Origin of the sequence: Helicobacter magdeburgensis (assembly GCF_000765825.2) — a bacterium.
In the GTDB taxonomy this organism is placed as follows: domain Bacteria; phylum Campylobacterota; class Campylobacteria; order Campylobacterales; family Helicobacteraceae; genus Helicobacter_C; species Helicobacter_C magdeburgensis.
This window is the reverse complement of sequence record NZ_JRPE02000002.1, coordinates 32,194-53,029: the sequence shown is the minus strand read 5'-3', so window position 1 is coordinate 53,029 and position 20,836 is coordinate 32,194. Positions and strand designations below refer to the sequence as shown.

Below are 20,836 nucleotides of genomic sequence, written 5' to 3'. Positions count from 1 at the left end.
TATGGCAAAAATAATCAACCTAAAAAATATAGCAACACAGCTAGAATACAAGACAGAAGAGGCTAAGATTATGGCTATGGCTAGAAAAGCAATTAAAAACGGCTGTTCTTTGTATATCAGGCAAGAGGACATACAAAATAACAAGGATGCCTTTTTCTATGCAAGTAGCCATAAACTATATAGACCAAAATATACTTACAAAAACAAGACATTGGCACAATATATCAAGGACAATGATTTGCAAGTGAGTGTGGAGACTGTGCGAAAGAGAATCCGAAGAGGATTGAGTATAGAGGAAGCCTTGCATTGCAATAGCTAAGATTCAGGGGGTGGGGTTTTTGTAAAACCTTCCAAATATCAAGGACAATGATTTGCAAGTGAGTGTGGAGACTGTGCGAAAGAGAATCCGAAGAGGATTGAGTATAGAGGAAGCCTTGCATTGCAATAGCTAAGATTCAGGGGGTGGGGTTTTTGTAAAACCTTCCAAAAAACGACAACCCGAGTGGGCAGCGGCGGTCCCCACCCCTGAAAGATTTTTTTGCCTTATAGAGTGGTGCGTAACCAGCACAAGTAAAGAACAACTTGTGACAAACTTATAAACAAAAATGGGAAAAGAAGTGATAAAAAACTGCCAAAAAAACTCTGGGTAGAGTATAAAAAGGACGGCGTTCTCTTAAGGCAAAATTGTTTGGAAGCAAAACCTTTTACAATTTGGATTTACTTGCTCCCATTGGTTTAAAAAACAACAACAAAACAAAAAAGGAGTTTCTTTATGAGTGGCATTTTATTGTTCATAAAAGATCATCTCGCATTAGTTATGTTTCATACGCTTTTGCTTATAGCGATTGTGGCTTATCCGCCTTTTTCCATATTCTTGGCATTGTTTGGTTTAGCAGTTCAAACCATTGTAGAAGAGTTTAGGAAAGACAAAGACATAAATATTTATATGTTTAGAGAAAAAGAGAATAATCAAGATAGGAAAGACTAGAAAATGGAAGTAGCTTTTGTGATTGTTGCCTTTGGACTTTTGTTTTTTGTGGCTAAAGAAAAAGAAAAAGCTAGAAAATTTACAAAAGAGAGGACGGAAAAAATTCACAAAGTCGTTCAAAATGTTAAAAAAGAGGTAGAAATGCTTAGTAGCGAGAATCTCAGCCATATTAAACCTGCAGATATATTCACGCAAGTTGTTGAGAAAAAATATGATTTGCAACAGCAATTAGCCTTCATAGAGAAAGAAATAACTAATTGTAAAGATCAGACGACAGAAAAAGCAATGCTAGAGCTACATAAAGAAACCCTAGAAACAGCACTAGAAGTGCAAAACAATGCAATGTTTTATGTTAAAGAGTGTATCTCGCAAGGCATAAATAAAGCCCAACAACAAGGAGGACAAAAAAATGGGTAAAGTATTAAAGGGGTTAGAAATGATTTATTTCAAATTCCCCGAAGTAGAAATTCCTAGACTAGACAACGAAGGACACTATAATGTTTCAGCTAAAGTGCATTTGGACGAGTATGATGATCTATGCTTTTGTATGATGATTGAGGGTTGTCAAGAAAAAAGCAACCCTGATTGCTTTGTTATGGATGAAGCCATAGAAACTTCTCGTATGACAGAGGAAGAGTTGCTTTCTCTCTTTGATAGAGGCGTTCAAAGATTATCACAGCGATTAAAAGATCCTGATGAAGAAGCATTCTTTGCGGATAATTATCTTTAGGAGGCTATATGCTAAAACACAAAACAATAAGGCATAACAACACAGACATAAAGCTCTCGGCTGAGAGCTTTGTTGAAAGGATTCCGCAAAGCAATGAAAAAAGCTTCTATATTCTTGTAAAGGCTTCAGATAAGGATTTTTCTCTAGTCCAGCTAGGAGTTAGAAAGAATATGGATAAACATAGTCTTGAAAAAGTTTGTGAAATGGCTTTGTCTCAAGCAGAAGCTGATTTGAAAAGTGGGAGGCATAAAGAGTATCATTTCGCATAGATAAGCAAAAGAACGGAGGCTTGATGAAAAAATTTTTGCAATTCATTTGTTATAAGCTATCGCGAACATTCAAAGAATGTTTTTCGCAAGATAGTTTAAAAAGTTTTTTCTTTCAGTTGCCAGCGGCATTGCTTTTATTAGCATTGCTTGTCTATGTATATTATCAAAAACTACATTAAGAAAGGTAAAATATGAGCAATATTTATTTGGGTAAAGAAGTGTATTTTGATAAGAAAAAGAATCAAATATGCTATGGAGAGGCTTATATTTCGGCAAGCCAAAAGAAGCTTTATGACAAAAATGGCATAAATATCACAGAAAATGCCATCAAAGCAACAGTAATGTTTCTTTTAGAAGAGCATAATAAGCACGCCGAGTTTCTCATAAAAAATAAGGGCAAATTCAGGCTTAGGCTTGAAAGAGCTGAGTAGAGGGTGTTCTTATGACAGCACAAGATTTCAACTCTTTAACTCTTAGCGAGAAAAAAGAAGCCTTGCGTTTTGGAAACACCAAGTATGGCTTCTATTGGAAAAGCGAAAGTCAGGTTTGCTTTGATGATTGGAGCCATAGAGCTGTATCTATTAGATTAAGCCCTGATTATCAACATCTCACTTGCAGTTTTGAAAAATCTGAAACAAGCGTTCAAGGCACTATAATCTTTGAAAGAGATAGCAAAAAGTCAAAATGGCATACGCCAAACACTTTTAAGCAAGTGCTTTCAACCTATAAGATTAAACAATCAAGGCGCAGATAGGATAACTTTGGATGTATAGCTCAAATGGTTAGAGCAACCCGCTCATAACGGGTTGGTTGTAGGTTCAAGTCTGCTACATCCACCATAAGTAAAAGGAGATTTATTGATGAATAAAGTATTGATGGCTATTGTTTGTGTTCTTGGTTTTAGCACAATACAGGCAAAAGAGATAGACAGCTTTGAAGAAGCCAAAAAGCTCTTACCTGAAGTATTTAAAGGACAGGAAACAACCTTTTATTGCAGTTGTAAATACGCCAAACTTGGCAAGAGATTTGTAGTTGATCCATTGTGTAAAACCTATACTCCAAGAAAGCCATACACTAAAAATGGCAAAAAGAATGAGCGAACACATCGTATTGAGTGGGAACATATTGTCCCAGCAGAGAATTTCGGTAGGCAATTTACTTGCTGGAGAGATGGGGATGAGCAATGCGTAGATAGCAAAGGCAAAAAATTTAAAGGCAGACAATGCTGTAAAAAAATATCCCCTGAATTTAGGTTAATGGAAGGCGACATAAGAAACCTTGTCCCAGCCATTGGTGAAATTAATGGGGATAGAAGCAATTTCAGATTCGCCCAACAAGGCAAAGATGAGAGTCTTAAGGGGCAATATGGAGAATGCGAGTTTAAAATCTCAGGGAAAAAAGCATACCCAAGAGATGAAATTAAGGGCTGGATTGCAAGAACATACTTGTATATGCACGAGAAACATAATATCAAAATCTCGGATTCCGAGCTTAAGCTCATGGAAGCTTGGGATAAGCAGTATCCAGCCAAAGAGGATGAGCTAAAATGGCTTGAAAAGGTTGAAAAAGTCAAAAAGAAATACAAAGGAGCGAAAAAATGAATTATAGACTAGCCGCAGATGGTAGGATTGAGGATACAATGGCATACAATGTAGATACGCTAAATGCAACGACAAGTGGCGAATGTATCGCTTGTGGAGAGATGATAGAGTATCCATACAGGACAGGAGTAGATAAGGAATTTGAATGTCCGCATTGCCATACGCATTTGCAAACTGAAATTCTTTCAACATTCCTGACTGTTGAGGTTGGCATTAAGATTATAGACTAGCTCAATGAATAAAAAAACAGAAAAATGCCTTGAAGTTTTGGCATTCACTTGTGTAGCCATAGTTTTTGTTGTTCTGTTGTGTTCTATCTTTTCTTTGTTCTTTTGAATTTGCAAAAATATTCCCTTTTAAGTAGAATTTCGCCCTATTTAAAAGGAAAGGAAAAAGGAATGAGAACATTAAAATTTAGAATAGAAGAACAAGGAGTAACCTTCATAGATAGCCAAACGCAACAAGAGCAGTTTATGTTTTTTGAAGAGTTAAGTAAGCCTGTTATTCTAGGAGGAAAACCGGGCATTATGTTGAAAGATGGGCGTATGGCACTTGTTGAATATGAAGAAGAATCGGAATATACCGCTTTAATCAAAGCAATATTTGACAATCGTGGAGAGTAGGATGGAGTTGTTATTTAACTTAAAAGTGTATCTTTATCGCTTTGTAATAGAACATTCATTTTTGATGGCTAATTTGACCGCAGTATCTATATCTACCTGCGTCGTTTTCTTAGTGCTTCTTATTCTCGCAAAAAGAAATGGAGACATTAAAAAGGCAAGGACATTGAGTGCAGCTATAAGAATCCATTTTCTTTTGGCTGTTCTTTTTGTTGTTTTGATAGTATGGGCGAATATTGTGCATGATGATATGTGGCAATATATACAAACTTGAAGCAATAAACATATTAGTTGTTCTATCAAGAGAGAAGTCCTTCTCTTAGAATCTCATTTGAAAGCACTCTTTAAATATTCTATAATGCGCCCATACAAAAACACAAAGGAGTTCAAAAGTGAGTAGAATTGAAGAAGTAAAAGCTAAAGTGAAAGAGAGGATACAAGATGCCAAGGGAGCTTGGAGGCGTATCCATAATGTGGGCGGTTTGGAAATGTATATTGTGGAAGATTACATTGTGCTTTTTGAAAGCAGTTCCCTTCAAGAAATAACAAGCGACAATGTTGTGCGTGTTAGTTTGGGAAAAGAAGTAGAGAGATATTGTTTTGATAACGATAAAGAGAAAATGGTAGAGAAAGCGGCAAATTTGATAGTGGCTAATGATTTTTAGGAGTAAGACAGTGAATCGCCCCCCCCCCCCCACTTATAGAAGTGAGTGTAATTCACAATACACGCATACAAATTAATAAAGGAGATGTAAAATGATTTTGATTAACATGAAACCTGTAACAACTTGGAATAAAATATTTGAGCTTAGAGATGAGCTACTTACTTTGGCTATTGAAAAATATCCTAGAAGTGAAAGAACATTAGAGAGAGAAATGCTATCTGCTTGGATTTCAATGGCTACAACGAATCTCTGGGAAAATAAGAATAGCTGGGACGATAAGCATAGTATGTTTAAAGATGAGAAATCATCTGTATGGGCTAAGTATCAATTCTTTAAAGATGTATCTATGAATACAGATTATAAATTTTCTTTTAATGAGAATCGGGATAGTGGTGATGACCTTACAGAAATTGGGAAAAAGAATGTTTTGCCACGCAGAAATATTTTGTTAGAAACATTAAGCTTGGGTAATCAACTAAAAGAATATCTAAAGCTTAATAAAAAGACACCTGTAACATTTACACTTTGAGAAAGGAGCGTAGAATGAAATCTAGAAAGGTTTGTAATTTTGGTTTTTTTGTGAATACATTGTTTTATGTAGCAAGTTTGGCTTATGTTGGAATGTTTGCATATTCTTATGAATGTGATGTGAATGTAGATTTTGTGGTTTTTACGATGGAACATTATCTTGTTTGTTTTGTTTTTGCTATGGTATTACCCACAATATTTGGGTTACTTACTGCCTTTTTGATAAGAAAGCACTTGACTGATGATGAAGTATGGAATTTTTTTGCATTTAATATGCTTGGAGGTCTATTAAGTGGTCTGATTGTGTTTTGTTTTTGGATTGACCCAAAAAAAAATATAGATATAACAAACGAGCAAAGGGGCATCATTGCAGATTTGGTTAAGCAAGAAAAAGTCAGTAAGCAGAGCGTTAGAGTTAAAGCAGGAGGATTCTATAATGATTGGGTTAGGAAACAAGGAGGTGGCAGAGAAATAGAAGAAGTTATGGGTATAAATCGTGTGCCTTTGGAATTTTATGTTTGTCTTGAGAAAGGCTTTAACAGCCCCATTTGTGCCAAATTATTTGAGAATTTTCTTGTAAGAGAAAAAGAGGAAGTTAGGCGCGAAAAAGAAAGTGAAGCTCTTGCAAGAAAAAACAAACAAGAAGCTATTGAGAATTACAATAGGATTCTTGAAAAAGTGAAGTGAGATTCTCTTAGGTGGGTGAAAATCTCGTTAAACGCCCTACATACGCCCATACAAAAATTAAAGGAGAAAAAAATGGAAACGCTAAAACAAATAGTCCTAGGTGTTGTTGTCGCACTTATTGGAGTTGCGGTGATATGGAATCTTACAGGATTATACTTGATCCATACAAAGAATATGACAGACATTAGTGGTGGTGGCTTCACTTTTATCGTGCCACAGGGCAAAACAAGAATCTATTGTAATGGTAGCCCCATTGCAACATTAGACACAGACAGTATAAATGGTATGAGTATTGGCGAGACGGAGTATAAGGCATTCTTTGCAGATAAAAGTATGCAGACTTATGTTTGTGAGTAGTGATTAAAGGCAAAGGAGAAAAAATGAAACTAGCAGACTTTGATTTTAGGATATGGGACAAGGGAGAAGAAACGCTCACTTATGCGAGTAGGGATTGGAAGCTAGGCATAGGCTTTTCTAATCCACAACAAGATTATGGCGAGAGTGAAAGCGAATTGCACGCTTATTATGATGGCGAACCTATGTGTCCTAGTGATTGTGAGATAGAGCTATGGAGCGGATTTTATGACATTAAAGGCACAAAGCTATACGAGGGGGATATAGTTTGTTTTAAAAATAGGGGCAAATATAATGATGATAGAGATGAAGTTTTAGCAAAACACATCAAAGAAAAATGCCTTAAAAAAACATTTTTAGCACAGATATTTTTTAAAAATGTGGGAGGGGGATATTGTATAGAACGCCAAACAAAGAGAGGACATACAAAATACTTTAGTCTTTTTGATATGTCTTTTTACCTTAACTTTAGATTAGAAGTCGTAGGCAATATCCACGAGAATGCAGGGCTATTGTGATGAGATTAAAAAGTTCTACAATCAAAGACTTTGCAGAGGCATTAGGTGAAACAGATGAGCTTGGCGAGAATAGGATAGAGCATTACCACAGAGCTATCCCAAAAGTGAGTGTGAGAAATAATCTAAAGGAGATTTTTTCACCATTGTTTGATGTCAAGGATTGTGTATTGAAATTATTATCTTGCGTGTGCTTTTTGGTGTGTTTGCCTATCGTTTTAATCCTATCAGCTTTGGAGTATGATAGTAGGCGGCGGATAAAAATTTTGTATCTCTACCTTATCAAGCATAGAAAAGAGATAAAGGCTTACAAGAAATATTTACAAGACACAAAGGAGTAGAAATGAACGCATTAACTTATGGGGATTATTTAGGCATAGCACTTTTTACCATAGGGCTGTATTTTATGGGGCAGATAGTATATGAGATTCTAGCCGTAATTATAAGAGTGTATCTAAATCGCAAAAAAGCCCCACCGATACCCATAAACACATTTGATTTGCTAGAGACTAGCCACAGACACGAAGTTACTATGTGCGAAGTAGAAAAGGCATTACAGGAAGACATAGAACAAGGCGTGATAACAAGCTACACCATCGGCGATGATTTTATAGTGTATAGGCAAAAAGGTGGGCGCAAAGAGCTTATAGATTTAAGTAGATACGATGTGGAGTAAGGAGCAAACGATGTTTAAAGATAGGATAAGAAAGTGGCTAGGCTTGGAGCAGATAAGCTTAGATTATAAGAAGTCAAAGATTGCCTACAAGCAGAGTCTGCAAACATATAGAGAGTTGTTAGAAAAGTTTGTGAATTTTCAATCTCTAATGTGTAAAGAATACATAAAGCTAAAAGATAGGATAGAAGCCTTAGAAAAGGAATTAAAGGATAAGTAATGTTTTGTTTAGATGAGTATATAAGTGATTTACAACTTACTTCAGCAAATATGCTGGGAGCGTATATAAATGAAAAATACAAGGATAATAAGGAATTTACAAAACTTATATCCCTTGAAATAATAAAACATTTAGATATTGCTTCACTTGAAATTGAAAGAAAATTAAACGGCTTAGAGAAGGAATTAAAGGATAAAGAATGAAGCTAACTTGCTTTAAGCCAACAGCAATACACACCGCTTGTGCGGATATAAGAGAACAAGAAGCGGATTATTTTGCAAGGTGTTTATTAATGCCACAAGATAAATTTAGCGAGTTAGTAGAGCAAGGCTATACGATAGATGAGCTATCTGCCTTTTTTTATGTGCCAAAAGGGCAGGTGTGTAATAGAATTGATGAGTTAGGATTGGATTATGATTCTATACAAGCAAACAAGCAAAATATAGAAAATATCGCCGACTCTGCTTCAACAGCATTAGTAGGCGGCGGCTTACTTGCATTAGCAGGTTTTTTATTTTTATGAGTAAAAATAAAAAACCTCTTGTAGAAAAAGCAAATCAAGGCTTAAAGAAATAATGAGTTTGCGACAACATCTCTATGAGTTAAAGACAAAAACCGAAGGAGTTCTACTAAAAGAAGTGAAAACTTCAAATAAAATATTCTTTGCATTTGCAGATATTGATAGTTATGTTATCTTGAATGGCGAGTCTGCCATTAAGCTCAATAATGGAGATTTTGTGTTTGTGAAATGTGATAGCACTCAGCTATCCGCATTAATCAAAAAAATTTCAAAAAAAGGAGTATAAAAATGTCGGTTGATTTTTTGGATACAAGTCTGTTTGGACTTTATGGCGTATTTTTAGCCATAGTCTTTGGCATACTCTATTCTTTGTTAGGGAGCTATTTTATCAGTATTATGGGAACTCTAGCATTATTGCCTATGTTCATGGGCTTTTACAAAAAACCTGCTGAAGAGTATCTCCAAACGCTTCAATCAAAAATCACACCGCAACAAATGAAAGAGCTTGAAAATAAGGCTACAATCGGCTTTTTGCTATGTGATATTACAGAATATGCAGGAAGTGACTGCTTGAAGTATCTTGGCTATATTGAGAAAACTCTTCTTTTGACAGAACCTAAAGGAACGGAAAAAAGTCAAATCCAAAAGAATCTAGAAAATAGAGAAAAGGCAAAGGAAATGCAACAATGAGATTGTTGCTTGTTAAGACCTTGTTGTCTATTGTTGCTATAGCTCTTGCATTTGCATTCTATTTTGTTGTTGGCTCTATACTTCCTTGATTTTAATATCAAGTAGAAGGTATGCAAAAGATAGGCACAGATCAGTATGGTGCTGATATATTGTTACTGAGTGAGAACATTGCAGTCATCTCTTCAGGCGAAAACAAAGGACTTGTGCTCTATTATGACGACTTAGGTTGCCTCCACAATACCTGCCTTGAGTGCCTTGCTGAAACTTATTCCAATAAAGCAGAAATTCTTTCCCAGATTGTAGATTTGAGGAATATTGTTGTTGATGGCTATTTCATAGATCTCTACAACGAAACAATAGACAATGGGCCATTTGAGACTTCAGAGGACAATTCAATCATAAGATACAAAGGTTACTCCTTCAATGTTCTCACTAATGAGCTTACAGGAGAGATTCAAGAGCTAAACTCTGATTTCACTATGGAGTGCAAAGAGCCTAGCGAAGAAACAAAGAATAGGCTTGTTGCATTGCTAAAAGCTATAGTGCGAGCCGATATAAGTGGCTTTTGCACAGAAAAGGAGCTACAAAACATTGAAGAATGTGTTGTGCAGGATTGAGTGTGTATTTTTTATTCAATTTTCTTTTTTCATTAACTTTTTATTTGTTTTTCAAAAAAAATTAAGCTAAAATGTCCGCATATATTTCAAAACACTTTTGAAACACCGCTATACTGAAACATAAGGAGTGTCAAAATGTCTGCGACTATTGACAGAATCATAGCTACTCCTACGCATATAAGATATGCTGGTAGTAATGGTTTTTTGGTGCTTAATGCAAAAGACGAAAATGGCAAGTCTATCACATTAACAGGCAACTATGACATACAAGAAACAAGCTCTGAAAAAGCTTTTTTAAATCATAGATTTTGCTTTTTTGGTGCTCCAAAACAAACCCCTTATGGTGAGCAATTTGCATTTAATGCTTATTCTATTATTCACGAGAATACAGAGAGCGAAATGTTTTACTTTCTTACAAGAATTGCAAGTGGCATTAGCAAGAAAAACGCTCAAGCTCTTATGCAGAGTTTTGGGGCGAATCTTGTTAGTGTGATAGAGAATCATCCAAGTGCCCTACTCAATGTAAAAGGTATCAAAAAAAAGAAAGCCGACAATATTGTAGAGGCTTGGGCGAGTAAAAAACATTTAAGAGAATTGACAGGAATGCTCGCACCCTATGGCATAAGCAACACTTCCATTAAAAAAATCTACGATTCTTTTAAGGAAGAAAGTGTAAAAAAGGTTATGGAAAATCCATATATCCTTACACAAATCAAAGGCTTTGGCTTTAAAAAAGCCGATGAGGTAGCTTTGAAGCTTGGCTTTAACCCAGCAGGCATACCCAGAATCAAAGCTGGAATCCTGTATTGTATGTATGAAAAGGTTCAAGGGGCTGGGGATACATTTGTTGAGCGCAATCTTCTTTATTCTTTTGCACGAGAAGCCTTAGAGTGCAAAGAATATCCATATTTGGATTTGCCTATAGATGACACTATAAACGATTTGATTTCTGAAAACAAACTGCATGTAGAAATGTATGAAAATACAGAATGCCTTTTCTTGCAAAACACATTTCTCAAGGAGCAATATATCCTTGAAACTTTTAGGCTTCAGAAGGATAGAAAGGCAAGTATTTGCACCATAGAAGAAGCAGAAAGCTACCTTGCTGAGTTTGAAAAAACACACAACATCACATTAAGCCAAGAGCAAAGAGAGGCGGTTATCTCCGCACAAAGTGGAGATAAAATCATCGCTATTACAGGGGCTGCTGGAACAGGTAAAACTTCTGTTTCTAAAGCCATATTAGGCTTGTTTGAAAAGAAATATGGCAGAAACAATATCGTATGCTGTGCCCTATCTGGCGTAGCCGCCGCTAGAGTTAAAAAACAATCTGGCTATGAATCTTCAACCATACATACGCTCTTAGGATATGATATTATCAAAAAAGGCTTTGCAAGGAACGAGGAGAGCCCTATTCCTGCAAATGTAGTTTTACTAGATGAGGCTTCAATGGTGGATCTTTCTATATTCCATAGTTTGTTGAAAGCTATAGATTTTCATAAGACACATCTTATTTTACTTGGAGATTCAGCACAGCTCCACCCTATCGGCTGTGGCGAAATCTTTAATGATACGCTGGACTTTAACTTGACTAAAAAGATTAGATTAACAAAAATCTTTAGGCAAGATGAAAGCAGTGCGCTCACCACACTTGCAAGTGAAGTAAGGATAGGTCGTGTCCCTGATTACAAAGGAAAAGAATATAAAGACTTTTTCTTTGGCAAGATGGAAATTCCTTATTACTGGCAGAGAGTAAAAGGAATGAGTGACACAGAAAAAAGGGCTGAGAGAGATAATATCCAAGAGCAAATCCTTAACTATATGAGGCGTTGTATTGAAAGGGGCAAGCTTCGTGTGGAAGAAAGATTTGGCACACAGCCCCCAAAGAATTACGAAGAGCTGTGGGAAAGATTATCTTACACCCAAATCATTACGCCACAAAAAGAAGGTATTTTGGGGGTAAAGAACCTCAACAAAGAAGCCCAAAAAATATTCAATCCTCCAGATCCTAAAAAACCTTCATTTGAAGCTCAAGATTATACTTTTGCAGTTGGGGATAAGGTTATTCACCTTGTTAATAAAAACCTCACCTGTATTGTTAATGGCGAAGAAGATGAAAGGCGTGTATTTAATGGGCAAATAGGTGTTATCACTTGCATAGACAACGAAGAAGATGAAATCATAGTGGAATATCCAAACGAGGGATTTGCGGCGATTTATAGCATTAAGCATTTTATGAGCTCAGAAATAACACTTGCTTATGCTATTTCCATTCACAAATCACAAGGTTCAGAGTTTTCGGTTGTATTTATACCTATGACAATGAACCACGCAGGAATGCTTAATTCAAAGCTGATTTATACAGCGATGACAAGAGCTAAAAATCAGGTTATCTTTATGGGCGAAACTTATGCGTTTGAAATGGGTTGCAAAAGAAAGAATGAGCTTAGAAGAAAAACGCTCATTAAAATCAGGCAGGAGCAGAACTAATGCCGATAGAAATCTTAGCGGTTGATATTTATTTTAAGGATACACTCAAGGATTCTATCGTGGATATGCTCCTTGAAGATGGATATAACGACTTCTTCTATATACACTGCTCCAAATACGCCTCTAGCTCATTATTGCAAAGTGCTTCGGAACAAGTCAGCGGAAGGCAAGAATATGGGCTTTTTAGAATGTTTTTAGACGAAGACAAGACAAGGTTCATCACCAACAAGCTGTTTCAAGCCTTTGGCAAAGAAAATATGCGTATCTATACATACAAAACTTCTCAAGCCTAATTTCAATTATTATCAAAAAAATTGTTGCTAAAAATGAATAAGACTCTGCGAAAGAAAACTAAATCTTTTGCAGAGCACGAGTAAAGGAGTATCCTAATGATTTCAACCTCAAAAGGATTTCTTTTGTGGATTGCAACACAAAAGAAAAAGGTAAGCAAGTTGTTTAGAGTCTAACATGCTTTTTTGCACAAACGACTAAAAAATAAAGGAATGTCTCATGTCTAAACACTTATCGTGCAGAAAAAAAGGCTGACAACGACACGAATACCATCTCAAATTGCGAATGGGTGTGGGGGTGCAATTTTTTTGCTTCAGTAAAAAAACAAAGAGATGAAAATTCAATGTCTCACCTATGATTGTAATACTAGAAGGTAAATGAAAAACGATCGCTACACGCAATAATGTTTGATTAATGTTTTTTGGTTAGGATCTAATCTGCCTACTAACAGGCACATATTATGAAAGGAGGAGCGATAGTATGTTTGGTTTTGGAAACAACAATGACAAGAATAGAAGCTCAAATGGCAACAATAACAATGCTAGGCGAGATGATAGAAATAACCAGAAGCCACAAGGGCAAGGTTATGGCAACAATAATGCCAACAACAATGATAAAAACAAAAAACAACAAGGCGGTATCGGCGGATTTTGGAGCTGAGTAGTCTATACTTGAAATATAGCGGTAAAATATCATAGAATGTTTCTTGCTAAAAAAATATGCTAAGGAAATGACTATGGAGCCAAGTTTGTCGTTAGAGACACAAGTGAATTTTTTTAATGCAATGCCTCTGTGGGGCAAAATGCAAATTTTGGAAAACTTATCATTTAAAGCCGATGGTTTAGGCAGAGGTGTGATTCAGCAAGGTAGCTTCGTTTCTAAAAAGAAAAGCTACCCTATCCAAAACATTATCGCCAAACTCAAAGGCAAGAAAATGAAAGAATTTACAATGTATTTGAAAAATACCCCACAAGAGAGCAATGTGATAGGTATTGTTGTCTCGGCTACTTTAGAATAACTTCTCTTTTTGACAGCTCTTTTGAAGTTTTAGACAAAAAGAGTATAATTTTAGCCTTCGGGGGATTATACCATAGAGTCCCCACCTTATTCTTATACACAATATGGGCATATTGTGCTACAATCCTATATATAAAAAAACTACTAAAGGATAAGATATATGAATCTGAGCGATTTTGTAGCTGGCTCAATGAGAAAAGAATATCAGTATGCAAGTTTTTTGCCAAGCAAAATCAACCAAGAGTTTGTCTGGGATGATTCTCTTATTAATGTTTTACTGGAAAGGGCTACAATAAAATTAGGAGAGCTCAATGCTTTTACGCTTATTGTGCCTAGCGTTGATATTTTTATACAAATGCACATCAGAAAAGAAGCTAACACATCCAGCAAAATAGAGGGGACAAAAACAGAACTTGATGAGGTTTTGGCTTCTAAAGAATATATAGCACCAGAAAAGCGGGATGATTGGCAAGAAGTGCAAAATTATGTTAGGGCGATTAATTATGCTATAAAAGAGCTAGATTCTATACCGCTTTCTAATAGGCTTATAAAAAACACACATAAAATATTGTTAGATAGCGTTCGTGGAGAGAGAAAACAGCCCGGAGATTTTAGAAAAACACAAAATTGGATAGGTGGATCAAATTTAGGGAATGCTTTTTTTGTTCCTCCTCATCATACAAATGTGGAAGAATTGATGAGCGATCTTGAAAAATTTTTGCACAATCAAGATATTAATGTGCCCTATTTGATTCGTATTGCCATCGCTCATTATCAGTTTGAAACTATCCACCCATTTTTAGATGGGAATGGCAGGATAGGAAGACTTCTCATAACATTATACCTTATATCAAAAAGACTTCTTATTAAGCCTTCGTTATACCTTTCAGATTTTTTTGAAAAAAATAAAACGAGTTATTATGATTCACTCACAAGAGTGAGAGTGCATAACGACTTGGTGGGTTGGGTAAAATTTTTTCTTGAGGCTGTTATAGCTACCGCCGAAAGTGGCGTTACAACTTTTAGCAAGATATTGCAACTAAAACAAGATATAGACATTCAGATAAAAAGTTTTGGCAAAAAAGCCCATAATGCTGATAAGCTTGTTCAGTTGTTGTATCAGAATCCAATCATTACGACTAATGGTGCGGCTCAGTTCTTGGGTGTAAGCAAACCTACTGCTATTGCTCTTCTCAAGGATTTTGAAGAGTATGGTGTCCTTAAAGAAGCTACGGGTTATGGCAGAAGCAAAATGTATCTATTCCAAAGTTATATAGATATTTATAGTTAAAGTTGAAGCCTTAACTTTAACGATAGATATTTATCGTTAAAGTTGGAGCGCTAAATTTAACGATAAAATTTTCATATCCCAAGAATTACACGCGCACCTATCGCCGCCGTATAGTTAAGTGGCTCTACAAATTTACCAACACTAGCCCCCTGAATAGTTGCAGTTATATGGTTCGAATCCTCTACATACCAGCCATCAGCATACAATTCAACGCCAAAATCCACATAAGACATACGATACTTTACGCCGACTTCAAGTAAAGCCCCATAGCCTTTTTTCTGCGTAAATCTTAAATCCTCATCAAAACCTATGCCTGTTGTATAGCTTGTGTTATTTCCACGAATAAGATACCGCCCATAAAAATTCGTATAAAATACTGCATTCTCTAAAAATTTATGTTCTAGGCTTAATCCAGCCACAGCATAAATATAGCTCTGTTTTCTTTTGTAGGCACTTGCCTCATTAACATCGTTGTGTAGCTCCCTATATCCTGCACCAGCATTAAACCATACAAGCGGATTCCCATCCATAGTTAAAAGCCATTGACTGATATATTCTCCATAGTAATATTTATCATTAGAATCTGCAATAAGGCTTTGACATTGCGAAGGATCTGCCACAGAGCATTTGCCCCCTGTATATTCCATAGCCTCCCCAAAGAAATAACCTCCTCTAAGAGAATGTCTGTGCTCCTCAAAAGCATATTGTAACGCTCCTGTAAAACCTTTCATTTGTCCTTTTATAGACATAACGCTAGGCTCACTATAAACATAGGCTTGGTAAGCAGGAGCTATACTTAGACTTAACCCCTCACCAGCCCTAAGAGAAGTTGGGCTAAAGACTAGCGCTTGCAAAAGCAAAAAACTAGCCGCAGGAACGACATTAATAGGCATAATACCACCTTTTGTAGAAATTGAACTAAAATTATGTTTGCGGAATGTTTGTTTGTGTATTATCCTATTCCAAAACAAACTCTCAAACAATGGTTTCTGCCAAAACAAAGGTTGTTTCAAAAAATCTCGCTTGAAAATATCGCTACATTCCCATATAATACACGCATAATATAAAAAGGGAGTAGAAAATGGAAGAAGAGAATAAGAAAAGTAGGCTGAAAGAGCTTATGACACAAAGAGTAAATCTCACGCCAGAAACAAAGGCTCGTATCAAAAAATGGATTGAGCGCATTGTAATCACAATCCTTGTGATTTTTGTGCTTATGAGATTAGGCGGATAATTTAGAAAGAAAAGGAATGCAAATGGAAAAACTACAACAAAAAATCAGCCAACGCTTAGAGGAAGGATTGCTAAAGCAAGAAGACTTCAATCCAAAAGAAGTGATTGTAGCTTCTCTCTTTGGCGGAATACTAAAGTTCAGTATAATTGAAACGCTAGGAAAAAATGGCAAGACATATTTCGCAGAGGCAATACAAGGCGAAGTGATAGGTTTCACTGAAAATGGCTTGAAGCTTGACTTTGGTTCTCAAGTTTCAGAAGGTGCTATTGTTGCTAAAGATTTTGGAACTAATAAACAAGAGGCTATTCAAGAAGTTTGTAGGTGGATTCGAAATGCTCAAAACAACCAAGATTTTCTTGTTTGAAAGCACTGCCTATTGTTGTAGTGCCATCATAAGACAAAGGAATATAAAATGGCGACATTAATCACGCAAGAAATCATCAGAGAAGTGGAAGGTAAGGCGACACCCGCTAACGATTCTGCTAAAGGGGCGCGCCACTTAAACTCTAGCACCATTATCCCACAAAACACGCCGAAAAAAGTGGATTCTAGTATAGAACACTTTGAAGCTAATCTCAAAGAACTTTACGAACGATTTAATAGTTTAAAATGGTTTGATGAAATAGAAGGAGCTAAAAGGAGGGATATGCTGGACAATGAAATTATCCCTGCCATTGCGAAACACTTTAAACCTATTATAGAGAAGCTTAAAACCGCAGAAAATAAAGCGCAAATGGTAAAAATCATTAAAAATAATATAGATGAGTTGAGCGACTATTTAGCTTTCCATATAGCAAAAAGAGGGGATGAATATGTAGATGGCTATGGGGAGGGGCAATATGCTTTTTTTAGCGATGAAATATTTAAACTCTTTAAGACAGCGAAAGACACACAGAAATATAAAGACATTTTTGCTGATAAAAGGTATGTGGTTTTAGGAGGCATAGAAAACTTAAAAGATAAAGCCACTGCGATACATTTATCTTTTAGAGATATAAATGGAAAAATTAAAGGCTATGAGAGAGCCCCTAGAAAACAGGATTTGCTTTTTGAAAATTTAACGCTGGGAAATGATTTTAAAAGCCCTATGCTTATTAGCACAAAAAATAAAAAGCTAAAAGAAAAAGTTATTGAAAAGTTAAAGAATAATTATTTAGATAAAAATATATATAAGGATTATTTGGAAAATCAAATAGAAAATATAGAGTGTTATAATCCTAAAAAGATTGTATTAGGAAACTATATACCACCAAAGTGGAAGCCACAAAAATTAGAGGAGTGGAAAAAAGAGCTTGGGGAATTACAACGATATGATAAGGCTAAGGCAATGGAGAGTGTAACTAATCCACAAAGCAGTGAAGGAGAGTAAAAATGACAGCAAAAAAAACAAATGACAAGGCTATAATAGGAGGCATTCTAATTGTGCTCGCACCCATAATTTTTCTATATGGAATAATAGCCTTTGAAATAGCGGTTAATATTTCATATAAAAACAACACAAATATAGAGCTTGTTCTATTTGTGATAGAACATCAAACCCTGTTAAGCACTTTGTTTATTGTAGCTTTGGTTTTTTGTGTCGCATTTGGTGTTGTTTATTCCCAAGCAACTAATCAGATGCCTTGGTTTTTGTTGCCTGTTATTCTAATAGCACTTAGCCTTGATGTTTTTGCTTATAAAACTCCTTACATCAAACTGCAAGAACAAGAAAATAGGATTATTCAAGATTTGATAGATCAAGGCAAAATCACAGAAGAAAGCTTGAAGGCTGGTTTTTTTGAGGAATACATTAAGCTTCCAGCAGAGCTAGCGGTTTGTTTTGACAAAGAATTTAAGGGAGAGCTTTGCGGTATATTGTTTGACAAGCTTCTTGCAGAGGAAAGAATTAAAATTGAAGCTAGAAACGAAACTAGAAAAACAGCACAAGCCACTAAAGAGAAACAGGAGAATAAACTCATGGAGAATTACAATCAGATTCTCCAGCAAACAAAATAAGCTTCTATCAAAGGAGAAATACTCTTTTGCAACTCCTTCTTTGACAGCTAAACTTCATTTGAAAATGTCTCTGCAACCCCCTATAATACGCCCATACAAAGACTAAAGGAGCGTAGAAATGGGTTATACAAACTATTGGACTCAAAGCAAAAAGCAAGATAGATTTAGCGATGAATTTGTTGAAATGGCAAGAGAAATCTGCAGACTTGGTTTTGACAGAGGTATTGAGCTTGCTAGTGGCGATGGCGAAACATCTTTTGGCGTGTTTGAGCTTAATGAAGAGCTCTTGAAAGACTATGTTGCAAACGATGGCATTTGGATTAATGGCTTTGGCGACGAAAGCTGTGAGACATTCTCACTTGAACCACAAGCAGAAGTAGGCGAATTTAGCTTTTGCAAAACTGCTAGAAATAGATACGATGCGGTGGTTAAGGCATTAATGTTTCTCGCATATAGAGAAGGCATTATCAGGGACATTAGCTGGGACAGCTGTGGAGATAAAGAGCAAAATGAATATGGCTTTGCCTTATATGAAAGTGCAACAAAGGATATGAGTATGCGAGAAGAAATGTCTCGTATCTTAGGAATCTAAAAAACAAAAATATATATTTGTAATATCGTGGAGTCTTAACATATAATTGCGTTTAGAAATTTGTCAAGAGAGTTCTTATCCTCTTGGGCAAACCTACTTCTTTTTTGTCAAGTATGATTCACTATAGTCAATGTCTCTTATGATTTGTTCTGCAAAAAAAATATCACAAGAGTTGCAAAGGCGCGATAAAAAGTCGCTCTTTTGGAGCCCTTGGGCGAATCACCACATTTTACACTACAAAGGAGTTTTTGAATGAAAAAATTACTTTTCATTGCTGGAATCAGTATGGCTGTTTTAGCTAATATAGGATTAGCTGATGAGTTAGAGAATAACGACACTCAAGTCCAAACACAAGTCAAATCCCAACAATCTAAAAATACATTTAAGGTTGATGAAGAAGAAGCTGTGAATATGAGTAAGCAAGATTGGATTAATTTGCGTAGCAGAATGAACGAGAATAAAGAATCACATTTTCAAGCTGCCCTACAACTTGATAATGCGGAAGAAAGAAAATTCCATCGTGAAGCCGCCAAAAACCTTGATGAGCTAAAAAAGAAAATAGATCATCGCCGTTGGATTGAAAAAGAAGGCGGTTGGGGTATTCCAGCACAAGTGGATTTGCCTTTGGTAACCTTAATGGACTTTGATGGAGTTCAAGGGAACGAAGGGACTTTTATTATGCAAACTGGCTTTCGTTTAGGTATCAGTAAAAGACAATTCCACCCAAATTTAGAGTTTCGTGCCCTTACAGGTGTAGGTTATGCGTATAGCAGTGTAGGACATTCAGCATACTTCCCTTTTGCCTTAGAAGTGGGTTGGGCTGATAAGTATAGAAGACATCCTCGCTTTCTTGCAGGTGTAAGCTATGAGTATTCTACAGACTTTGGAAAGACAGAAGTGTATCTTGCTATATCCCCATTCAAAGATGATAATTGGGCGCTTCGTGCAAGTTATGGATTAAGTGGCGGTATGAAACTTGATGCCCCAGCTATTTCAGGCAACACAATCACTACCCAAAAAGTGATGATTGATGCAAATAGCTTTTTTAGTCTCGGTGTTGTATTTGTATATTAAGGAGCGAATATGAAAAAGAAAACATTATCCCTTCTTTTGATAGCCACCTTTGGAGTGGCATTTGGAGCACCACAGCCACAAGCCTGTGAAGATGGTGTAGTAGCAAAAAGTGTAGAGAGAAACACAGAGTATTCTCCAAAAGCAGAAGAGTTGGAAAAAGCCATTAATAATAAAAGCACGCAGGACATCATTGACAAAGTCAAAAATATGTCCGAAGAGCAGTATCAAAAGTTCCTAAATGGACTTGATTCTGTGCTTGATAAGGTTAATGGCACCACAAAAGAACAAAAAACACAAGAAGAAGAGGATTAATCCTCTATTCCTCCATTCACACCAAGTCCTAAAAAGGCTTGTGCGCTCCACTTGAAAACACAATCACATTTTAGGTATATTGTCAAAAACAAAAAGCAGGAGAATCTATGCTAAAAAAAAGCCTATTATTCATAGGATTATTGTTTGTAAGCCCCATATTCGCAGATGATTTAGAATATGATTATGTTTCACAAAAAGTAAAGCCTGATTATATTCAGCCATTCAAGAAATTTGAGTTTAGATTTGGCGTGGGCTATGATATAGGCTTTAGCACCTACAACAACAAAAAAATCAATTATCACAATTCGGAGGTTTCAGGGCTTGACTTAACCTTTGGTTTCCTAGTTCGCCCAACACGACATTTTAGCCTTGAGCTTGGAGCTGGTGTAGGAACTCAAAGTGTGAAATTCTCGCATAATGGCAAAAAGACAGAACCAGATCCAGCAGACTTAGCTTATGTAGAAAGCCTATTAACGCCAGAGTTTTTTGAAAAAGTTAAAGACGCGATGATGACAGGGGATTTAAGCAATGTGTGGCATTTATTTGATTGGAGCAAATTAAACTATGATTATCAAGGCAAACCTCAGTTTCCAGAAGGATTTACAGCCATTAAATTCCCTTTTATAGCTAAATTCAACTATCATATTAACAATAATTGGGTTACTTATATCGGTGGAGCGTATAATAAGGGCGGATTGATTGATGATGCTAGAGTGTTTGTGGGCTTTAATTACAAATATTTTGATATGAGAGTGGGATATATTGCTTATACGAGCGAAAGGTTTAAAGATGATAGATATGCTAGAATCACACAGCAAGGTGGAGCTCCTGTAAGTTTGACTATAGGAGCAGTATTTTAGGAG

37 protein-coding genes and 1 tRNA gene are annotated in these 20,836 nt (G+C 36.0%); 37 read left to right on the top strand and 1 reads right to left on the bottom strand.

Annotation, left to right across the window (positions count from 1 at the left end; translation table 11 throughout):
- Window position 1: 1 nt before the first annotated feature.
- The 29 genes from LS74_RS01530 (at window position 2) to LS74_RS01390 (ending at window position 14,766) form a co-directional block, all read left to right on the top strand.
- Window positions 2-319, top strand: a complete 318-nt coding sequence (locus LS74_RS01530; protein ID WP_138128705.1) for a hypothetical protein — start codon at window positions 2-4, stop codon at window positions 317-319.
- Between the two features lie 453 nt (window positions 320-772).
- Entirely contained in the window at window positions 773-988 is a 216-nt protein-coding gene (locus tag LS74_RS01525; RefSeq protein WP_034588102.1) for a hypothetical protein, read from the top strand.
- A gap of 48 nt (window positions 989-1,036) precedes the next feature.
- Entirely contained in the window at window positions 1,037-1,405 is a 369-nt protein-coding gene (locus LS74_RS01520; RefSeq protein ID WP_138128703.1) for a hypothetical protein, read from the top strand.
- Window positions 1,398-1,718, top strand: coding sequence for a hypothetical protein (locus tag LS74_RS01515; protein WP_034588108.1), 321 nt, complete (start codon window positions 1,398-1,400; stop codon window positions 1,716-1,718). Before LS74_RS01520 ends, LS74_RS01515 begins: the two co-directional genes overlap by 8 nt.
- 8 nt (window positions 1,719-1,726) lie before the next feature.
- Window positions 1,727-1,987, top strand: coding sequence for a hypothetical protein (locus LS74_RS01510; RefSeq protein WP_034588111.1), 261 nt, complete (start codon window positions 1,727-1,729; stop codon window positions 1,985-1,987).
- Window positions 1,988-2,178: 191 nt separating this feature from the next.
- Window positions 2,179-2,418, top strand: coding sequence for a hypothetical protein (locus LS74_RS01505; protein ID WP_034588114.1), 240 nt, complete (start codon window positions 2,179-2,181; stop codon window positions 2,416-2,418).
- Between the two features lie 11 nt (window positions 2,419-2,429).
- On the top strand, window positions 2,430-2,741 hold the full coding sequence (locus LS74_RS01500; RefSeq protein ID WP_034588117.1) for a hypothetical protein: 312 nt from the start codon (window positions 2,430-2,432) through the stop codon (window positions 2,739-2,741).
- A gap of 9 nt (window positions 2,742-2,750) precedes the next feature.
- Window positions 2,751-2,826, top strand: a tRNA-Ile gene (locus LS74_RS01495).
- Between the two features lie 21 nt (window positions 2,827-2,847).
- Window positions 2,848-3,588, top strand: a complete 741-nt coding sequence (locus tag LS74_RS01490) for an endonuclease (protein WP_034588120.1) — start codon at window positions 2,848-2,850, stop codon at window positions 3,586-3,588.
- On the top strand, window positions 3,585-3,818 hold the full coding sequence (locus LS74_RS01485; protein WP_034588123.1) for a hypothetical protein: 234 nt from the start codon (window positions 3,585-3,587) through the stop codon (window positions 3,816-3,818). The genes LS74_RS01490 and LS74_RS01485 overlap by 4 nt, the downstream gene beginning before the upstream one ends.
- A 168-nt stretch (window positions 3,819-3,986) precedes the next feature.
- Window positions 3,987-4,211 carry a hypothetical protein gene (locus LS74_RS01480; protein ID WP_034588126.1) on the top strand — a complete coding sequence of 75 codons (225 nt, stop codon included), beginning with the start codon at window positions 3,987-3,989 and terminating at the stop codon, window positions 4,209-4,211.
- A gap of 389 nt (window positions 4,212-4,600) precedes the next feature.
- The gene (locus LS74_RS01475) at window positions 4,601-4,873 is read left to right on the top strand and encodes a hypothetical protein (protein WP_034588131.1); all 273 of its coding nucleotides are present in this window, start codon (window positions 4,601-4,603) and stop codon (window positions 4,871-4,873) included.
- A gap of 91 nt (window positions 4,874-4,964) precedes the next feature.
- Window positions 4,965-5,402: a hypothetical protein gene (locus tag LS74_RS01470; RefSeq protein ID WP_138128701.1), complete on the top strand. Its 438-nt coding sequence runs from the start codon at window positions 4,965-4,967 to the stop codon at window positions 5,400-5,402.
- 119 nt (window positions 5,403-5,521) lie between these two features.
- Complete coding sequence (locus tag LS74_RS01465) at window positions 5,522-6,088, top strand: hypothetical protein (RefSeq protein ID WP_138128699.1); 567 nt, start codon at window positions 5,522-5,524, stop codon at window positions 6,086-6,088.
- A gap of 72 nt (window positions 6,089-6,160) precedes the next feature.
- Window positions 6,161-6,445, top strand: coding sequence for a hypothetical protein (locus LS74_RS01460; RefSeq protein WP_034589737.1), 285 nt, complete (start codon window positions 6,161-6,163; stop codon window positions 6,443-6,445).
- Window positions 6,446-6,468: 23 nt separating this feature from the next.
- Window positions 6,469-6,960, top strand: a complete 492-nt coding sequence (locus LS74_RS01455; RefSeq protein WP_084584379.1) for a YopX family protein — start codon at window positions 6,469-6,471, stop codon at window positions 6,958-6,960.
- Complete coding sequence (locus LS74_RS01450; protein ID WP_034589735.1) at window positions 6,960-7,298, top strand: hypothetical protein; 339 nt, start codon at window positions 6,960-6,962, stop codon at window positions 7,296-7,298. The genes LS74_RS01455 and LS74_RS01450 overlap by 1 nt, the downstream gene beginning before the upstream one ends.
- 2 nt (window positions 7,299-7,300) lie before the next feature.
- Window positions 7,301-7,633: a hypothetical protein gene (locus tag LS74_RS01445; RefSeq protein ID WP_138128697.1), complete on the top strand. Its 333-nt coding sequence runs from the start codon at window positions 7,301-7,303 to the stop codon at window positions 7,631-7,633.
- A 10-nt stretch (window positions 7,634-7,643) separates the two neighbouring features.
- Window positions 7,644-7,850: a hypothetical protein gene (locus tag LS74_RS01440; protein WP_034589255.1), complete on the top strand. Its 207-nt coding sequence runs from the start codon at window positions 7,644-7,646 to the stop codon at window positions 7,848-7,850.
- Complete coding sequence (locus LS74_RS01435; protein WP_034589254.1) at window positions 7,850-8,053, top strand: hypothetical protein; 204 nt, start codon at window positions 7,850-7,852, stop codon at window positions 8,051-8,053. Before LS74_RS01440 ends, LS74_RS01435 begins: the two co-directional genes overlap by 1 nt.
- Window positions 8,050-8,373, top strand: coding sequence for an ImmA/IrrE family metallo-endopeptidase (locus LS74_RS01430; RefSeq protein ID WP_034589253.1), 324 nt, complete (start codon window positions 8,050-8,052; stop codon window positions 8,371-8,373). The genes LS74_RS01435 and LS74_RS01430 overlap by 4 nt, the downstream gene beginning before the upstream one ends.
- Before the next feature lie 52 nt (window positions 8,374-8,425).
- Window positions 8,426-8,656 carry a hypothetical protein gene (locus LS74_RS01425; protein WP_034589252.1) on the top strand — a complete coding sequence of 77 codons (231 nt, stop codon included), beginning with the start codon at window positions 8,426-8,428 and terminating at the stop codon, window positions 8,654-8,656.
- Window positions 8,657-8,658: 2 nt separating this feature from the next.
- Window positions 8,659-9,060: a hypothetical protein gene (locus LS74_RS01420; protein ID WP_034589251.1), complete on the top strand. Its 402-nt coding sequence runs from the start codon at window positions 8,659-8,661 to the stop codon at window positions 9,058-9,060.
- A gap of 110 nt (window positions 9,061-9,170) precedes the next feature.
- Window positions 9,171-9,677: a hypothetical protein gene (locus LS74_RS01415; protein ID WP_034589249.1), complete on the top strand. Its 507-nt coding sequence runs from the start codon at window positions 9,171-9,173 to the stop codon at window positions 9,675-9,677.
- A 135-nt stretch (window positions 9,678-9,812) separates the two neighbouring features.
- Window positions 9,813-12,167, top strand: a complete 2,355-nt coding sequence (gene recD2 / locus LS74_RS01410) for an SF1B family DNA helicase RecD2 (RefSeq protein WP_138128695.1) — start codon at window positions 9,813-9,815, stop codon at window positions 12,165-12,167.
- Entirely contained in the window at window positions 12,167-12,460 is a 294-nt protein-coding gene (locus tag LS74_RS01405; RefSeq protein WP_236096753.1) for a DUF3240 family protein, read from the top strand. The genes recD2 and LS74_RS01405 overlap by 1 nt, the downstream gene beginning before the upstream one ends.
- A 478-nt stretch (window positions 12,461-12,938) precedes the next feature.
- Window positions 12,939-13,118 (top strand): hypothetical protein, encoded by a 180-nt coding sequence (locus LS74_RS01400; protein WP_034589525.1) that lies wholly within the window; start codon window positions 12,939-12,941, stop codon window positions 13,116-13,118.
- 76 nt (window positions 13,119-13,194) lie between these two features.
- On the top strand, window positions 13,195-13,476 hold the full coding sequence (locus LS74_RS01395; protein ID WP_034589526.1) for a hypothetical protein: 282 nt from the start codon (window positions 13,195-13,197) through the stop codon (window positions 13,474-13,476).
- Window positions 13,477-13,635: 159 nt separating this feature from the next.
- The gene (locus tag LS74_RS01390; RefSeq protein WP_138128693.1) at window positions 13,636-14,766 is read left to right on the top strand and encodes a Fic family protein; all 1,131 of its coding nucleotides are present in this window, start codon (window positions 13,636-13,638) and stop codon (window positions 14,764-14,766) included.
- A gap of 71 nt (window positions 14,767-14,837) precedes the next feature.
- On the opposite strand, the gene LS74_RS01385 is transcribed toward LS74_RS01390, so the two are convergent.
- Window positions 14,838-15,659 carry a hypothetical protein gene (locus LS74_RS01385; RefSeq protein WP_034587317.1) on the bottom strand — a complete coding sequence of 274 codons (822 nt, stop codon included), beginning with the start codon at window positions 15,657-15,659 and terminating at the stop codon, window positions 14,838-14,840.
- 188 nt (window positions 15,660-15,847) lie between these two features.
- Here LS74_RS01385 and LS74_RS10865 point away from each other — a divergent pair, with 188 nt between their 5' ends.
- The 8 genes from LS74_RS10865 (at window position 15,848) to LS74_RS11185 (ending at window position 20,833) form a co-directional block, all read left to right on the top strand.
- Complete coding sequence (locus tag LS74_RS10865) at window positions 15,848-16,000, top strand: hypothetical protein (protein ID WP_167480459.1); 153 nt, start codon at window positions 15,848-15,850, stop codon at window positions 15,998-16,000.
- Window positions 16,001-16,022: 22 nt separating this feature from the next.
- Window positions 16,023-16,364: a hypothetical protein gene (locus LS74_RS01380; protein ID WP_034587315.1), complete on the top strand. Its 342-nt coding sequence runs from the start codon at window positions 16,023-16,025 to the stop codon at window positions 16,362-16,364.
- A 177-nt stretch (window positions 16,365-16,541) separates the two neighbouring features.
- Window positions 16,542-17,369 carry a hypothetical protein gene (locus tag LS74_RS01375; protein ID WP_138128691.1) on the top strand — a complete coding sequence of 276 codons (828 nt, stop codon included), beginning with the start codon at window positions 16,542-16,544 and terminating at the stop codon, window positions 17,367-17,369.
- A 2-nt stretch (window positions 17,370-17,371) separates the two neighbouring features.
- Window positions 17,372-17,995: a UbiA prenyltransferase family protein gene (locus LS74_RS01370; protein ID WP_034587309.1), complete on the top strand. Its 624-nt coding sequence runs from the start codon at window positions 17,372-17,374 to the stop codon at window positions 17,993-17,995.
- Between the two features lie 118 nt (window positions 17,996-18,113).
- Window positions 18,114-18,587, top strand: coding sequence for a hypothetical protein (locus tag LS74_RS11195; RefSeq protein ID WP_236096752.1), 474 nt, complete (start codon window positions 18,114-18,116; stop codon window positions 18,585-18,587).
- Window positions 18,588-18,839: 252 nt separating this feature from the next.
- The gene (locus LS74_RS11190; RefSeq protein WP_236096751.1) at window positions 18,840-19,661 is read left to right on the top strand and encodes a hypothetical protein; all 822 of its coding nucleotides are present in this window, start codon (window positions 18,840-18,842) and stop codon (window positions 19,659-19,661) included.
- Window positions 19,662-19,670: 9 nt separating this feature from the next.
- The gene (locus LS74_RS01355; protein WP_034587307.1) at window positions 19,671-19,973 is read left to right on the top strand and encodes a hypothetical protein; all 303 of its coding nucleotides are present in this window, start codon (window positions 19,671-19,673) and stop codon (window positions 19,971-19,973) included.
- A 107-nt stretch (window positions 19,974-20,080) separates the two neighbouring features.
- Window positions 20,081-20,833, top strand: coding sequence for a hypothetical protein (locus tag LS74_RS11185; protein WP_236096750.1), 753 nt, complete (start codon window positions 20,081-20,083; stop codon window positions 20,831-20,833).
- Window positions 20,834-20,836 lie beyond the last annotated feature (3 nt).